The sequence below is a fragment of the Antarcticimicrobium sp. genome, from assembly GCF_029212575.1.
Lineage (GTDB): Bacteria > Pseudomonadota > Alphaproteobacteria > Rhodobacterales > Rhodobacteraceae > Antarcticimicrobium.
In genome coordinates, this window is sequence record NZ_JARGPK010000066.1 from 10,895 (window position 1) to 26,288 (window position 15,394).

General features: G+C 67.4%; 18 protein-coding genes. 5 read left to right on the forward strand and 13 right to left on the reverse strand.

Annotated elements, in window-relative coordinates; all coding sequences use genetic code 11:
• Nucleotides 1-61: 61 nt before the first annotated feature.
• From P1U75_RS15110 to P1U75_RS15140, 7 genes are all read right to left on the reverse strand, one after another.
• Nucleotides 62-1,654, reverse strand: coding sequence for a dipeptide ABC transporter ATP-binding protein (locus tag P1U75_RS15110; RefSeq protein ID WP_300244875.1), 1,593 nt, complete (start codon nt 1,652-1,654; stop codon nt 62-64).
• Entirely contained in the window at nt 1,651-2,466 is an 816-nt protein-coding gene (locus P1U75_RS15115; protein WP_300244877.1) for an ABC transporter permease, read from the reverse strand. Before P1U75_RS15115 ends, P1U75_RS15110 begins: the two co-directional genes overlap by 4 nt.
• Entirely contained in the window at nt 2,463-3,410 is a 948-nt protein-coding gene (locus P1U75_RS15120) for an ABC transporter permease (RefSeq protein ID WP_300244878.1), read from the reverse strand. Before P1U75_RS15120 ends, P1U75_RS15115 begins: the two co-directional genes overlap by 4 nt.
• A gap of 117 nt (nt 3,411-3,527) precedes the next feature.
• Nucleotides 3,528-3,932: a cupin domain-containing protein gene (locus P1U75_RS15125; RefSeq protein WP_300244880.1), complete on the reverse strand. Its 405-nt coding sequence runs from the start codon at nt 3,930-3,932 to the stop codon at nt 3,528-3,530.
• Nucleotides 3,933-4,018: 86 nt separating this feature from the next.
• A complete protein-coding gene (locus tag P1U75_RS15130) occupies nt 4,019-4,234 on the reverse strand; it encodes a hypothetical protein (protein WP_300244882.1) in 216 nt (71 codons plus the stop codon).
• The gene (locus tag P1U75_RS15135; RefSeq protein WP_300244883.1) at nt 4,231-4,983 is read right to left on the reverse strand and encodes a COG4280 domain-containing protein; all 753 of its coding nucleotides are present in this window, start codon (nt 4,981-4,983) and stop codon (nt 4,231-4,233) included. The genes P1U75_RS15130 and P1U75_RS15135 overlap by 4 nt, the downstream gene beginning before the upstream one ends.
• 94 nt (nt 4,984-5,077) lie before the next feature.
• Nucleotides 5,078-6,568 carry an ABC transporter substrate-binding protein gene (locus tag P1U75_RS15140; protein WP_300244884.1) on the reverse strand — a complete coding sequence of 497 codons (1,491 nt, stop codon included), beginning with the start codon at nt 6,566-6,568 and terminating at the stop codon, nt 5,078-5,080.
• A gap of 200 nt (nt 6,569-6,768) precedes the next feature.
• Here P1U75_RS15140 and panB point away from each other — a divergent pair, with 200 nt between their 5' ends.
• The 5 genes from panB (at nt 6,769) to glpK (ending at nt 10,690) form a co-directional block, all read left to right on the forward strand.
• Nucleotides 6,769-7,602, forward strand: a complete 834-nt coding sequence (gene panB, locus P1U75_RS15145; protein WP_300244885.1) for a 3-methyl-2-oxobutanoate hydroxymethyltransferase — start codon at nt 6,769-6,771, stop codon at nt 7,600-7,602.
• Complete coding sequence (gene panC / locus P1U75_RS15150; protein ID WP_300244886.1) at nt 7,599-8,450, forward strand: pantoate--beta-alanine ligase; 852 nt, start codon at nt 7,599-7,601, stop codon at nt 8,448-8,450. Before panB ends, panC begins: the two co-directional genes overlap by 4 nt.
• Nucleotides 8,451-8,496: 46 nt before the next feature.
• Nucleotides 8,497-8,772, forward strand: a complete 276-nt coding sequence (locus P1U75_RS15155; protein WP_300244887.1) for a type II toxin-antitoxin system RelE/ParE family toxin — start codon at nt 8,497-8,499, stop codon at nt 8,770-8,772.
• 9 nt (nt 8,773-8,781) lie between these two features.
• Nucleotides 8,782-9,078: a HigA family addiction module antitoxin gene (locus P1U75_RS15160; protein ID WP_300244888.1), complete on the forward strand. Its 297-nt coding sequence runs from the start codon at nt 8,782-8,784 to the stop codon at nt 9,076-9,078.
• A 127-nt stretch (nt 9,079-9,205) separates the two neighbouring features.
• A complete protein-coding gene (gene glpK / locus P1U75_RS15165; RefSeq protein ID WP_300244889.1) occupies nt 9,206-10,690 on the forward strand; it encodes a glycerol kinase GlpK in 1,485 nt (494 codons plus the stop codon).
• A gap of 25 nt (nt 10,691-10,715) precedes the next feature.
• On the opposite strand, the gene idi is transcribed toward glpK, so the two are convergent.
• From idi to P1U75_RS15195, 6 genes are all read right to left on the reverse strand, one after another.
• Nucleotides 10,716-11,234 (reverse strand): isopentenyl-diphosphate Delta-isomerase, encoded by a 519-nt coding sequence (gene idi / locus P1U75_RS15170; protein WP_300244890.1) that lies wholly within the window; start codon nt 11,232-11,234, stop codon nt 10,716-10,718.
• Between the two features lie 216 nt (nt 11,235-11,450).
• Nucleotides 11,451-11,909, reverse strand: a complete 459-nt coding sequence (locus P1U75_RS15175) for a cytochrome C (protein WP_300244891.1) — start codon at nt 11,907-11,909, stop codon at nt 11,451-11,453.
• A 138-nt stretch (nt 11,910-12,047) separates the two neighbouring features.
• Entirely contained in the window at nt 12,048-13,073 is a 1,026-nt protein-coding gene (locus P1U75_RS15180; protein WP_300244892.1) for a P1 family peptidase, read from the reverse strand.
• A 110-nt stretch (nt 13,074-13,183) separates the two neighbouring features.
• The gene (locus tag P1U75_RS15185; protein ID WP_300244894.1) at nt 13,184-13,930 is read right to left on the reverse strand and encodes an SDR family oxidoreductase; all 747 of its coding nucleotides are present in this window, start codon (nt 13,928-13,930) and stop codon (nt 13,184-13,186) included.
• Nucleotides 13,931-13,994: 64 nt separating this feature from the next.
• Nucleotides 13,995-14,414, reverse strand: a complete 420-nt coding sequence (gene arfB / locus P1U75_RS15190; protein ID WP_300244895.1) for an alternative ribosome rescue aminoacyl-tRNA hydrolase ArfB — start codon at nt 14,412-14,414, stop codon at nt 13,995-13,997.
• Between the two features lie 277 nt (nt 14,415-14,691).
• The gene (locus P1U75_RS15195; protein WP_300244897.1) at nt 14,692-15,321 is read right to left on the reverse strand and encodes a queuosine precursor transporter; all 630 of its coding nucleotides are present in this window, start codon (nt 15,319-15,321) and stop codon (nt 14,692-14,694) included.
• Nucleotides 15,322-15,394 lie beyond the last annotated feature (73 nt).

Consider the following 15,394-nt stretch of genomic DNA (forward strand, 5'->3'; position numbering starts at 1 on the left):
CGTTCCAAATACTCCCGCCGGAGGCCTCGGCGCCGCAGGCGGCGAATTCCCGCGACCGGCCTCACGCCGCCCCGACTTCGGGCAGGGTCGGCGCCGCCGCCAGCAGCGCGCGGGTATAGCCATGCTGCGGCTCGGCAAAGACGCGCGCGGTCTCGCCCTGCTCGACGATCTCGCCCGCTTTCATCACCAGCACCCGGTCGGTCACCGTGCGCACCACGCTCAGATCGTGACTGATGAAGAGATAGCTCAGCTGGTAGGCCGCGCAAAGCTCGGCCAGCAGGTCGAGGATCTGGGCACGCACCGAGACATCCAGCGCCGAAACCGCCTCGTCGAACAGGATCAACTCGGGGCGGATGATCAGGGCGCGGGCGATGGCGATGCGCTGGCGCTGGCCACCGGAGAATTCGTGGATGTATTTTCCGGCGTCCCCGGGCTGCAGCCCGACCGCCGTCAGCGCCTCGGCGACGGCCTCGCGCCGCGCCGCGCCGCGCGGCGGGCTGTCCAGCAGGTGAAACGGCTCGGTCACCAGCCGCTCGACCCGGTGGCGCGGGTTGAACGATCCGAACGGGTCCTGGAACACCACCTGCATGCGCCGCCGCACCGCAAGATTGGGGCGATGGCCGGACCAGACCGGCTGACCGTCCAGCAGGATCTCACCGCCCTGCAGTGGCTCCAGCCCCAGGATCGCGCGGGTCAGGGTGGACTTGCCGCAGCCCGATTCGCCGACCAGCCCCAGCCGTTCCCCCCGGTTGAGGGTAAAGCTCACCGCGTTGACCGCCCGGTGAACCCCCGGATCGCGCATCAGGTGCCGGCGCGGCAGGCGATAGTCGCGCACCGCGCCGCGCACCTCGAGCAGTGGCGCCGGCGGCGGCGGGGCCGGCAGGGTGACCCGGTGGCCCGAGGCCTCGAACAGCATCCGCGTATAAGGGTGGTGCATCCGCGCGAAAAGCTGCCGCGTCGCGCCCTGCTCCACCACCTCGCCGCGCCGCATCACCACGATGCGGTCGGCCATGTCCGAGACCACGGCAAGGTCGTGGGTGATCATCATCAGCCCCATGCCGTAGTCCTGGACCAGCCCCTTGAGCAGGTCGAGGATCTGCGCCTGGGTGGTCACGTCGAGCGCGGTGGTGGGTTCGTCCGCGATCAGCAATTTCGGGCGCAGGGCGATCGCCATGGCGATCACCACCCGCTGCCGCTGGCCGCCTGACAACTCGTGCGGGAACCGCGAAAGTGGAAAGCGGTCCTCGGGCAGGCCGACCCGCTCCAGCACCTCTCGCGCCCGCGCGCGGGCGGCGTCGCGGTCCATCGCCCCGTGGATCAGGATCGTCTCCATCACCTGGTCGCCGATGGTCCGGACCGGGTTCAGTGCCGTCATCGGCTCCTGGAACACCATGCCGATCTCGCGCCCCCGGACGGCGCACATCGCCGCCTCCGATTGCGCCAGCAGATCTCGCCCTTCGAGCATCACATGCCCAGCGACCTTGGCGCGCTCGGGCAAAAGCCGCATCGCCGCCAGCGCCGTCATCGACTTGCCCGAGCCGCTCTCGCCGGTCACCGCCACGATCTCGCCCGGGGCGATCGACAGGCTGACCCGGTCGAGGATCTTCAGCGCGCCGATGCTCAGCGTGAGGTCGGTGATCTCCAGAAGGGTCATCCGCGCGTCACCCGCAGCCGGGGATCGAGCCAGTCGCGCAGCCCGTCGCCCATCAGGTTCAGCCCCAGCACGGTCAGGATGATTGCCACCCCGGGGATCAGCGCCATGTGCGGGGCGAAACTGACCATGGTCTGGGCATCGGCCAGCATCCGGCCCCAGCTGGGCAGCGGCGGTTGCGCGCCAAGCCCGACGTAGGACAGCCCGGCCTCGGCCAGGATGCCGAGGGAAAACTGGATCGTCCCCTGCACGATCAGCAGGTTCAGCACGTTGGGCAGGATATGCTCGGCCGAGATCCGCGCCGCCCCCTTGCCCGCGACCCTTGCGGCCATGATGAATTCCCGTTCCCACAGGCTCAGCGCCGCGCCACGGGTGATGCGGGCGAAAACCGGGATGTTGAAGATGCCGATGGCGATGATCGCGTTGACCGCGCCGGGGCCAAAGACGGCGGTGATCAGGATCGCGATGACAAGGCTGGGAAAGGCAAAGACAAGGTCATTGCCGCGCATGATCAGCTCGTCCGCCCAGGTGCCCTTGCGCGCCGCCGCCGCCAGCCCCAGCGGCACCCCCAGCGCCATGCCGATCCCCACCGCCAGAAGCGCCACCGCGATCGAGGTGCGCGCGCCGACCATGATCATGCTGAACATGTCGCGGCCGAAATGATCGGTACCGAACCAATGCGTGGCATTGGGCGTCTGCAGCTTGTCGGGGATGTTCATCGCCGCGTGGTCGTAGGGCGTCCAGACAAACGAGGTCAGCGCCGCCAGCACCACCAGAGAGGACAGGATCGCGCCGAGGGCAAGATTGCGGCTCATGTCCGGGCCCTCAGCCGGGGGTCGACCAGCGCATAGGCCAGGTCGACCATGAAATTCACCGTGATCACGGCAAAGACCAGCAGCATCACCACCGATTCGACCACGATCAGGTCGCGCGCGCTGATCGCCTGGAACACCAGCCGCCCGAGCCCGGGCAGGTAGAACACCTGTTCGATGATGATCGCGCCGGCCAGCAGGAAGGAAAATTGCAGCCCGATGATTGTCAGCACCGGGATCAGCGCGTTGCGGACCGCGTGCCGCCACAGCGCCTGGCGGCGCGACAGGCCCTTGGCGCGTGCGGTGCGCATGAAATCCTCGCCCAGGATGTCCAGCAGCGCCGAGCGCATGACCCGCGCCAGGATCGCCGCCTGCGGCAGCGCCAGCGCGATGGCGGGCAGGGTCAGCGAATGCAGGCCGGTCAAAAGCCCCTTGTCCCAGCCGGCAAAGCCGCCGGCGCCGAACCAGCGCAGGTTGATGGCAAAGACCAGCACCAGCATCATGGCGAACCAGAAATTCGGCACCGCCACGCCCAGCTGTGTCGCGCCCATCACCACCGCGTCGCCGGGGCGTCCGCGGCGGGCGGCGGCGTAGATCCCGGCGGGACAGGCGATCAGCGTCGACAGCATCAGCGCGTAAAGCGCCAGCGGCAGCGACACCCACAGCCGGTCGGCGATCATCCGCGCCACCGGCGTGCGATAGGTATAGGAGGTGCCGAAATCGCCGGTCACCATGCCGCCGACCCAGGCGAGATAGCGCTCGGCCTTGGGCACATCGAGGCCCAGTTCGGCGCGGAGCGCGGCCACCGTGTCGGGCTGGGCGTTGATGCCCAGCATGAAGGAGGCCGGATCGCCCGGCGCCACCTCGATCACAAAGAAGATCACCAGGCTGGCCACGGCCAGGCTGAGGATCAGCGACAGCAGACGTTTGAGCGAATAGCGCAGCATCCCCGGCACGTTAGAGCGCAATCCGAAAAGTGGGAACCGGTTTTCGGAGCAAATTGCGCGACAGGGAACGGGGCTGACGAGAGCCGTCCAGAGCGATCCGTCCGACCATGCGGGTGGCTATTCCGGCGCGCGCAGATAATCGGCATCGCTCACCTGCTCCAGCCAGTCGGCGGCGCTGTCGCCCTGCTTCTCCTGGATTGCCAGGTGCACCATCGCGGTTTCGGGCGCGGCGCCGTGCCAATGCTCTTCCCCCGGCGGAATCCAGACGCTGTCGCCGGCGCGGATGCGGCGCGGTGCCTCACCCCGCAGCGCGACAAGCCCGGCGCCCGAGAGAATATACAGCGTCTGGCCCAGCGGGTGGGTATGCCAGGCGGTGCGCGCGCCGGGGGCAAAGCTGACGCGCAGGGCGTTGACGCGGGCCGGGCCCGGTGCATCGATCACCGGATCGAAGCTGACCGATCCGGTGAAATACGCCGGGTTCGGGCCTGTGGTCGGGCGGCTGCCCACCGGGTGGATGTCCATCATGCTCTCCTCTGTGCCGGTCGGGCCGGGGGCCCCGTCCGTTTCGAGGCAAGGCTAGGCTGTGCGCCGGGCCGGGTCCAGTGCGCTCAGCGCCCCCGGCGCCGGGCCTCGGCCCGCACGCTCAGCACCAGGATCGCCAGGCAGCCCAGCAACAGAACCGCCCCGCCGATCAGCGGTGCCACATGCGCCCCGGAGATCAGCCCGGCGGTGATCAGGACCAGCGCGCAGATCGCCGTGGTCAGCCGCGCATCGGCCACGAACATGCCAAGAAGCTCGGCCAGGACATCCTTCAGAATGGTCATTTCGCAACCTCCGATTCCGGTCTCCTGACCATCCCGGCCGCGCCCAGCCCGGCGATCAGGAACAGCGGGGCAAAGCCGAACAGGATCAGGTCATGGCCGGGCCAGTCGATGCCCAGCCCTTCGCCGGTCCAGAACACCCCGAAGGCCGAGAGCATCACGCCGACGCCGAATTTGAGCGTGTTTTCCGGCACCTTCGACAGTGGATGATGGGCGATGACGCCCACCACCAGCACCAGCGCGCAGGCCGCCCCGGCCCCCAGCGCGGCGGGCCAGAGCAGCCCGCGCCCGACGCCGACGGCGATCACGATGAACACCACCTCCAGCCCCTCCAGCAGCACCGCCTTGAAGGCGGTGATCCCGGCGATCCAGTCATGCGAGTTTTTCTTGCGCTGAGCTTCGACGGCCTGCAACGCCTCGCTCTCATGCTGAAAAATCGCGTTCTCGTCATGCAGCGGGATGACCCCTGCGGCGCGCAGCGATGCCTTGCGCAGCCAGCCGATGCCAAACAGCAGCAACAGCACGCCGATGACCAGTTGCAGCAGATACAGCGGCACCCGGTCCAGCAACGGCCCCAGCACCAGCACCAGCGCGGTCAGCACCGCCAGCGCTGCGCCAGTGCCCAGCACCGCCGGTTTCCACCCGCGCAACGTTCCGACCACCAGGACGATGGTAAAGGCTTCGACAACCTCGACCGCCGAGGCGAAGAAGGCTGCGCTGACGGCCGGGGCGGCGGTTGACCAAGCAATCATCTGTCCGGGCTCCTTTCACCCCTGTTCTGCGGCGGACTTGGCCGCGAAATGTCAAAGGCCCCGCCGTGGCGGGGCCTTCTGTCGGCTGCCGGGATCACTCCGCCCAGCTCACCGCTGTCAGGTCGGTCGCCTGGGTCGGCGCGTTGGACCACAGCCCCTGCACCCCGGCCTTGGCCACGCTCAGCGCGGCGAGCTGGAACAGGTATCCGTTGACGTAATCGTCTGCGATGATCTTCTGCGCCTGCTGCAGCATCTCGGTTCGTTTGGCCGGGTCGGTGGTGGCGTTCAGCGTCGTCATCAGCTCCTGAAACTCCGGGTTGTCGTACTGAAAATAATACTCCGGCCGGGCGTAGATGCCGATGTCCATCGGCTCGGTATGGCTGACGATGCTCAGGCCGAAATTCTTGCCGCGGAACACGGTTTCCAGCCATTGCGCCCATTCCACGTTGACGATCTCGGCGGTGATGCCGACCTGGGCCAGCTGTGCCGCGATGATCTCGCCGCCACGCCGGGCGTAAGAGGGCGGCGGCAGGTGCAGCGTGGTCTCGAACCCGTCCGGCAGCCCGGCCTCGGCCAGCAGCTTTTTCGACAGCTCAGGGTCAAAGGCCGATTGCCCGGTCAGATCCACATAGGCCGGGTTGTGCGGCGCGAAATGGGTGCCGATCGGGGTGCCATAGCCGAACATGGCGCCGTCGATGATCGCCTGCCGGTCGATGGCGTGGGCGACGGCCTCGCGCACCTTGACGTTGTCGAAGGGGGGCTGCTTGTTGTTGGTCGACAGGATGGTTTCGCCCTCGGTCGATCCGACCAGCACCTGGAACCGCGGATCGGCCTCGAACTGCGGCAGGTTTTCCGGCGCGGGAAAGCCGCTGAACACGTCCACGTCCTCGGCCATCACCGCAGCAAACGCGGCGGTGGGATCGGAGATGAACTTGAACGTCGCCTCGTCAAGCTTGGCGGGGGTGCCCCAGTAATCGGCGTTCTTCTCCAGTACGATCTTGTCGCCCTGCACCCATTCGGAGAACCTGAAGGCGCCGGTGCCCACCGGAGTCTGCTTGATGCCCTCGATGCTCTCGGGCGCGACGATCACCGCGTCACCCCAGGCCATGTTGAAGAGGAAACTGCCGTTCGGCTCGCTCAGGGTGACTGTGACGGTCAGCGGGTCCACCACCGTCACCTCCGCGATTCCGGCGAACAGCGCCTTTTGCGCATTGGCGCTGTCCTCGGCGCGGGCGCGATCGAGGCTGAATTTCACGTCCTCGGCGTCCATCGTGGTGCCGTCGTGGAACATCACCCCGTCATGCAAGTGAAACGTATAGCTCAGCCCGTCGTCGGAGATGTCCCAGCTTTCCGCCAGGCCGGGAACGACCGAGCCGTCGCCCATGAACCGGGTCAGCCCCTCGAACACGTTGGAATAGAGCACCGAGTCGATGGCGCCGGCGGCGGCGCTGGTCGGGTCCAGATGCGGCGGCTCGAGCTGCAACGCCACGGTGATGTCGGATTGCGCCAGCGCCGCCCCGGCGCCGAGCGTGGTGCTCAGCGCGACGGCCGACGCGAGGCCCCGGATGAATCGTACGTGTTTCATGTTGTGGCATCCTTCCTGTTGCCCCGGCCGCTCCGGGGCCCTCATGGGAAGTGTCCCCCCAAATGCCCCCCGTTATCAAGGGATTTGATCGGCGGGCATGTTGGCGCAATCAGGGTGGAACGCCGGGTGAGGGGTTGCTATCCCCCGTTCATCCTGCCGCCCGTGGGTCCTTCCCGGCGGCGCCAGACAGAACGAGGAAGATGAGCGCAACCGCCTCCCCCCCGGCCCTGACAGCCGATGACATCCGCGCCCGCAAGGGCGGCGATCCCGTGGTCAGCCTGACCTGCTACACAACCCCGATGGCCCGCGTGATGGATGCCCATTGCGATTTCGTGCTGGTCGGCGACAGCGTCGGCATGGTGCTGCACGGGCTGCCCTCCACCCTCGGCGTGACGATGGAGATGATGATCCTGCACGGGCAGGCCGTGGCGCGCGGGCTGAGCCATGCACTGATGGTCGTGGACATGCCCTTTGCCAGCTACGAAGAGGGGCCGCAGCAGGCGTTCCGCAATGCCGCGCGGCTGATGGCCGAGACCGGCGCCGGCGCGGTCAAGCTCGAGGGCGGGCGGCACATGGCCGAGACCATCGGCTTTCTGACCGCGCGCGGAATCCCGGTGATGGCGCATATCGGGCTGACCCCGCAATCGGTCAACACGCTTGGCGGCTACAGGGTGCAGGGCCGCGACGACCAGGCGGCGGCGGTGCTGGCCGATGCCCATGCGGTCTCCGATGCCGGCGCCTTTGCCGTGGTGCTGGAAAAGATCCCGGCCAGCCTTGCCGACCGGATCACCGCCGAGGTGCCAATCCCGACCATAGGCATCGGCGCCTCTGCCGGCTGCGACGGGCAGGTTCTGGTGGTCGATGACATGCTGGGGCTGTTTGCGGAGTTCAAGCCGAAGTTCGTCAAACGCTATGCCGATCTGGCGCAGCAGGCCGGGGCGGCGATCTCCGACTATGCCGACGAGGTGCGCGCGCGCCGCTTTCCGGGGCCGGAGCATGTGTTTGCCGACCAGGTCAAGGGCCCCGCGAAATGAGGGCGCCGATTGTCCGCAGGCTGGCGGAAATGCGGGCGCTGACGGCGCGGTGGCGCGCCGCGGGCGAAAGCATCGGCGTGGTGCCGACCATGGGCGCGCTGCACCCGGGCCACCTGTCGCTGGTCGAGGCCGCCAAGGCCGAATGCGACCGGGTCGTCGTCTGGATCTTCGTCAATCCGAAGCAGTTCAACAACGCGCAGGATCTTGAGAATTATCCCCGGACCGAGGTTGCGGATGCCGCTACGCTCGCGCCCTATGCGATCGATGCGGTCTATGCGCCAGACCTGGACCAGGTCTACCCGGAGGGTTTCGCCACCACGGTTTCCGTCGCGGGTCTGACCGACGTGCTCTGCGGCGCGCACCGGCCGGGGCATTTCGACGGGGTCGCCACGGTGGTGAGCAAGATCTTTCTTCAGACCGGCGCGGACCGGGCCTATTTCGGCGAAAAGGATTTCCAGCAATTGCAGGTGGTCCGCCGCATGGCCCGCGATCTGGACATCCCGATCGAGGTCGTCGCCTGCCCCACTGTGCGCGAAGACAGCGGCCTTGCCATGTCCTCGCGCAACCTGCGGCTCTCGCCCGAGGGAAGGCAACGGGCGGCGCGGCTCTATCCGGTGCTGCGCGATGTGGCGGCCGAGCTTGCCGAGGGTAATCGCTTTCCGCCGCTGGCCGAGCGGGCGCGCGCCCGGCGCGCCGAGGCGGGGTTCGACGAGGTGGAGTATTTCGATCTGCGCCGCGAGGACGGCCTGCAGGCGCTCGATCACCCCGACCGCCCCGCGCGCTTGTTCGCCGCCGCCTGGATCGAAGGGGTGCGCCTGATCGATAATATGGCGGTGTCGGCTGTTTGAGGGGGGGGGGTCTTGACGAATGTAAGCAGATTGCTTACATTCCTGAATGATCAAGTCGTTCAGAAACAAGCAGCTCAAGTCCCTTTGGGAGACTGGAAAATCCAGGATCGACGGGCGGCTCCACAACCGCATAAACCGGCGACTTGACCGTCTGGACTCGGCCGAGACACCAGAGGACATGAATCTGCCAGGCTTCGATTTCCACAAGTTGGAAGGCCACAACCCGCCGCGCTACACAGTTCACGTGAACGGGCCGTGGTGCATCACCTTCGAATTCCACGAGGGCGATGCCCATGTGCTGGACTTCGAGCAATACCATTAGGAGCGCCCCATGACCCGCAATCCCCAACGTTGTCCAACCCACCCGGGAGCGATGCTGCGCGAGGACGTGCTTCCCGCCATCGGCATGAGCAAGACCGAGTTCGCGCGGCTCTTGGGGATTTCGCGGCAGCATCTCTATGACATGTTGAACGAGCGCAAACCGGTAAGCCCGGAGGTGGCCGTGCGCCTCGCCAAGCTGCTCGGAGGGGCCGCAATTTCCTGGGTTCGGATGCAGGGGGCCTATGATTCATGGCACGCCGAGAGGAAAGTTGATGTATCGGGCATCACGCCGCTGGAGGCCGCCTAGGTTTTCACCCAGCCGGTGCGATCCGGCTTCGGTCCGTTCTCGGTGCCGCGCGATCCACCAGTGATCGAAGGGCTGGCACCCGCCCGCGCGGCTGATACTCTGCCCGAAAAATCGGGGAGGGCATTGCATGAGTTACATTCTGGCCATCGATGCGGGCACCACGTCGACCCGCGCGATCCTGTTCGATGCGGCGATGCGGCCGGTGCGGACCGCGCAGCGGGAGTTCACCCAGCACTATCCCCGGTCCGGCTGGGTCGAGCATGACCCCGAAGAGATCTGGCAGACCACCGTCGCCGTCTGCCGCGAAGCACTGGAGGGGGCTGGGGCGGCACAGGTGGCCGGGATCGGCATCACCAACCAGCGCGAGACCACGGTGATCTGGGAGCGCGACAGCGGCAAGCCCATCCACAACGCCATCGTCTGGCAGGACCGGCGCAGCGCGCCGACCTGCGCCGAGCTGCGCGCGGCAGGACATGGCGACATGATCAGCGCCCGGACCGGCCTGCTGCTCGATCCCTATTTCTCCGGCACCAAGGTGAAATGGCTGCTCGACACCGTGCCCGACGCCCGTGCCCGGGCCGGGCGGGGAGAGTTGCTGTTCGGCACCATCGACAGCTTTCTGATCTGGCGGCTGACCGGCGGGCGGGTGCATGCCACCGACGCCACCAACGCCGCGCGCACGCTGCTCTATGACATCCACCGCGGGGCGTGGAGCGAAGAGATCTGCGACCTGCTCGGGGTGCCGCTGGCGATGCTGCCGCAGGTTCGCGACAGCGCCGCCAATTTCGGAGAAACCGAATCGTACATTCTGGGACGGAAACTCCCCATTCTGGGGGTCGCGGGCGACCAGCAGGCGGCGACCATCGGCCAGGCCTGCTTTGCCCCCGGCATGATGAAATCGACCTATGGCACGGGGTGTTTCGCGCTGCTGAACACCGGCGAGATTCCGGTCGCCTCGACCCACCGGATGCTGACCACCATCGCCTACCAGCTGGAGGGCAAGCCGACCTATGCGCTTGAGGGGTCGATCTTCATCGCCGGGGCGGCGGTGCAATGGCTGCGCGACGGGCTGGGGATCATCGGCACGGCGGCGCAGTCGGGCGAGCTGGCGGCGCAGGCCGATCCGGCGCAGCAGGTCACATTGGTGCCTGCCTTCACCGGCCTCGGCGCGCCCTATTGGCAACCCGACTGCCGCGGTGCGGTGTTCGGGCTGACGCGCAACTCCGGCCCGGCCGAGTTCGCCAAGGCCGCGCTGGACAGCGTTGCCTTCCAGACCCGCGACCTGTGGGAGGCGATGCGCGCCGACTGGGGCACGCAGGCGCAGGTGGTGCTGCGCGTCGATGGCGGCATGAGCGCCAGCGATGCCGCGATGCAGGGGCTGGCGGATATTCTCGGCGCGCCGGTGGACCGCCCGGTGATGCAGGAGACCACGGCGCTGGGCGCGGCCTGGCTGGCGGGGATGCGCGCCGGGGTCTATCCCGGCATGGAAGGGTTCGCCGCGAACTGGGTGCTGGAGCGGCGATTCGAGCCGCTGATGGGCGCGGACGACCGCGCCGCCGCCTATGCCCGCTGGCAGCGGGCGGTCAAGGCGGCGATGGCGTTCCGGGGCTGACGCGACCCAAAGGCGTGGCTGCCGCTTACCCGCCGGGGCCGAAAATCTCCTCGGCGTGGCGGTCGAGATAAATCCGCAGCCAGGGCGTGAACCGGTCCGGGTGGCGGGCGACCTCGCCGCGAAGATCGTGGTAGTCGATCCAGCGGGTTTCCATCACCTCGTCTGGGTCGGGAGAGACGGCGATATCCTGCGTCACCCGGGCGACGAAGACATCGACCAGCTCATGTTCGGTCAGCCCGCCGCCCACATCGGCGCGGTATTCCAGCCGGTGGCGATACTCCGTTTCCAATCCGGTGATCCCCAGCTCCTCCTGCAGACGTCGCCGGGCGCAATCCTCCGGCGCCTCATTCCAATGCGGATGGGTGCAGCAAGTGTTCGCCCAAAGCCCCGGCGTGTGATATTTCCCCAGCGCGCGGCGTTGCAGCAGGATATCGTCCCCGCGCAGAACGAAGACCGAAACGGCCTTGTGCCGCAGCCCTTTCTGGTGAACCTCGAGCTTGTCCACGGGGGTCAGCGTGCCGTTGACCCAGGCCGGGATGCGCATCACGTTCGCCCCCGGAGGGCCGGAAACGGGTGGGTGAGGCGAAACGGGAGGGGTTTCATGCGGTCACTCTGCTAATGGTCGGGCCGGGTGTGGCCGACAGGGGCGGCCATGCCGCATGCGGCCGCTCCTTACCCGCCCTGTTCCGGGCGGGCAACGACGAGAAGGGCCGCGGCGCTTTACGCCGCGACCCGTTCCGGTTGTCACTGCCGTGACGAATCAGTCGTCGGACTTCTCTTCGGTTTCGCCCTCGGCAGCCGGCTCCGGTGCCGGCGCGACGCTGACCAGATAGGCGTAAACGTCTTCGCCGCCCTTTTTCAGCTTGAAGGTCATCTTCGACTTGGCGCCCTTGTCGTCCAGCGTCTCACGCAGGAAGCCGCGCGGATCCTCGACATAGTGATTGAACGCCTTCTCGTCCCAGACCAGCCCGGCCTCGCCTACCGCTACGATATCGTCGCCATAGCGGAAATCCTCATAGGTGCCGACGGTACGGCCGATCACGCCGAAAAGATTCGGGCCGGTCTTGCCGCCCTTGACGATGGTTTCGCCGGAATCGGAGATGATCGAGTGGCAGGCCTTGCACTTGTTGAAGGTCTTTTCCCCCTTGGCTGCATCTCCCTCGGCCAGCGCCGGGGCGGCGAGCAGACCAACAATCGCTGTGGCAATCAGACGGTTCATGGCTTTTCCTCCTTAGGTATTGGCTTTGGCGATATAGGTATAACGGAGCGACGAGAGTCAATGCTCGCTGTTTCTTACCGTGCGGTTGCGACGCAGCCGGACAAGGGGCGCGAGGGCAGGCGCGCCTGCATCTTCGGGTCAGCGACCCGCCTGCGACCAGCAGGGCAACAGATCGCCCGGCGCGGGCCGCGCGGCATGCACCGCCCGGGCGATGGCGCGGCTCAGGCCCAGGGCGGCGGCGTGGCCGATTCGGGTCAGGTCGCGTTCGGGCCGCGCCATCGCCCGCGCACCGGTCGAGACCGCGAAGACGAGATCGCCATCGCCCGGCGAATGCGCCGGGACCGTCGCCCGCCCGATACCGTCATGGGCGGCGGTGGCCACGCGCAGGCATTGCGCCTTGGTCAGATCCGCATCGGTGGCGACGATGGCGATAGTCGTGTTGGCGCGGTCCTGCGCCGCATCGCCGGCCTGTTCCAGCATGGTCTGCATCTTGCGGCTTTCCAGCACGCGGCCCAGCCCGCAGGCCGGGTCGGGGCCCAGCCCGCCAAACTCGCCATCGACCTCGAAACCGGCGGCCCAGAAATACCGGTCACCGGGGGTGGTGACGCTGCCCATCGGGTTTGCGGCCACCAATGCGCCCACGGTGGTGCCGTCGTCGAGCACGAAGGAGGCCGATCCGAGACCGCCCTTGAGCATCGCCGTCAGCGCCCCGGTGCCGGCGCCTGCGGTGCCGATCCCGAAATCCTCGGAGGCCGCCTCGAACGCCGCGCGGCCGAGCCCGCGATAGGGATTCTCGATCCAATCCTTGTCGCCGCCGTTCAGCAGGTCGAAGAGGATTGCGCCGGGCACGATGGGGATCACCGCCTCTGCGATGCGAAAGCCGCGCCCGCGCGCGCGCAGCGCCTCCATCACCCCCGAACAGGCGTCGAGCCCATAGGCAGATCCGCCCGAGAGCACCAGCGCATCGACTTTGGCCACCGATTTGTCGGGCGCGAGCAGGTCGGTTTCGCGGGTGCCCGGCGCGCCGCCCATGACCTGAACCGAGGCGGTGAACGGATGTGCGGCGGTCAGCACGGTGGCGCCGGATTTCAGCACGTCGTCCTGCGCGTTGCCGACCAGAAGGCCGGGCACGTCGGTGATCAGGTTGCGGGGGCCGGGGATCATGGGCGGAGTCCTTGCAGGTGTTGCTGTGCGTGCGGGCCGTTTGTTGCGCCCCCTATCGGGGCGCGGCGCCTCCGGCGGGAGTATTTTCAACGAGAAGAAGCAGCAGGCAATCAGATGCAACGTCCGCCGTCCACTTCCATTGCCACGCCGGTGATCATGCTGGCCTCGTCCGAGCAGAGGAAGGCGGCGGCGTTACCCAGGTCCTCGGGGGTCGAGAAGCGGCCGATCGGGATGGTGGAAAGGAACTTGGCCCGCATCTCCGGGGTGTCCTCGCCAAGGAAGGATTTCAGCAGCGGCGTCTCTCCCGCCACCGGGTTCAGCGCGTTGACGCGGATGCCCTCGGGGGCAAGCTCGACAGCCATGGTGCGGGTGGCGGTGATCACCCAGCCCTTGGACGCGTTGTACCAGTTGAGCCGGGGCCGCGGGCTGACCCCGGCGGTGGAGGCGATATTGAGGATGGCGCCCGCGCGCCGCGATTTCATGTGCGGCACCAGGGCGCGGGCGGTAAGGTAGATCGATTTCATGTTGACGTTGAAGACGCGGTCGAAATCCTCTTCGCTGACCTCGTCCAGCGGCGTGGGCAAGTGGGTGACGCCGGCGTTGTTCACCAGGATGTCGAGATGGCCGAAAGCGGCAAGCGCGGCCTTGGCCATCGCCCCGACCGAGGCGCGGTCGGAGACATCGACGGTCTGGGCGACGGCGGTGGTGCCCAGTTCTTCGGCCATTGCTTCGGCGGCCTCGCCGTTGATGTCGGCCACCATAACCCGCGCGCCCTCGGCGGTGAACTTGCGCGCGATACCGGCGCCGAAGCCCGAGGCGCCGCCGGTCACGATGGCGGTTTTCCCCTGCAATCTCATGATGTTCCTCCCGTCGCATCTCTGTTTCGGGGCAAGCTTAGGGCGGCCCGGTTACGGGCACAAGCTAGTCGTCCCCGACCTTGCCGCGCAGGGCCTTGACCTCGCCGCGCGCCTTCTTGGTTTCGATCCGGCGGCGGACCGAGCCCTTGGTCGGTTTGGTGGGGATGCGCCGCTTGGGCCGCACCAGCGCCTGGCGCAGCAGGTCTGCCAGCCGGTCGCGGGCGATCTCGCGGTTGCGGGCCTGGCTGCGGGTCTCGTCGCACTGGATCACGATGGCGCCGTCCTTGGTCCAGCGCCGTCCGGCCAGCCGCTTCAGCCGCGCCTTGACCGGCCCGGGCAGCGATGGGGAACGGTCGGCCTCGAACCGCAGTTCGACGGCGGTGGCGACCTTGTTCACGTTCTGCCCGCCGGGCCCGGAGGCGCGGACGAACTGTTCGGTGAGTTCCCAGTCGGCAATCTCGATATCGTCGGTGATGCGCAGCATGGGCACACTCTATCCCGTTGGGGCGCCACGAAAAAGGGGTACGAAAAAGGGCCACCCGAAGGCGGCCCTTTCGAAAGTTTTCGGAGGTGGGGCCGGTTAGATCATCGGCCGATCCACGCAGGCGGGTCATCCGCCAAGGGTTGCCCTAGCTGGCCGCCCCCTGCGCTGTCCCGACACCTCGCTCCAATACCTTTCTTGACACTGGATCACCTCCTGTTCTCTCTGTTTCCGTTGGACTCAGAGTGGCACGGAGGGCGCGAAACGCCAAACAAAATCTTCAGGCAGCGCCGCGGTGCGCGGTGAGGTGCTGAACGATGAGGCGGAAGGGCACCAGCGCGATCAGCGCCAGCGACAGTTTCACCAGCCAGTCGGCCACCGCCAGCGAGGCCCAGAGCGGCACCATCGGCCCCGCGCCCAGCAGCGGCAGCGCCTCGTTGGCCCAGGCCACGTCGTTGGCGGGCTCCAGCCAGGTCAGCTGGGCCGAAAAGGCGATGGAAAAGAACAGGATGGTATCCGCCGAAGAGCCGACAAGCGTCGAGGCCAGCGGCGCGCGCCACCAGCGCCCCTCGCGCAGGGCCGAAAAGATGCTGACGTCCAGCATCTGCGCGACCAGGAAGGCGGTGCCCGATCCCGCCGCGATGCGCAGGGTAACCAGTGGCCCGTATTCGCCGACGATCTGGGTGCCGATCAGCGAGCAGATCACGCCGGTGACGAACCCGGCGAAGACGACCTTGCGCGCGGCATGCGCGCCATAGACGCGGTTCATCACATCGGTGACGAGAAAGGCAAAGGGATAGGTGAAGGCGCCCCAGGTCAGCCATTGGCCGAACAGGACCTGGACGAGGATGTTGGAGGCCACCACGATGGCGGCCATGGCTAGAATGCCCGGAATATGGGTGCGGTTCATGTTTTATGCCCGTTTTGACAAGGTTGCGGCGACTTGGCCCGCCCCGTTCGGACGGACAGGCGGCGTGTAAAGG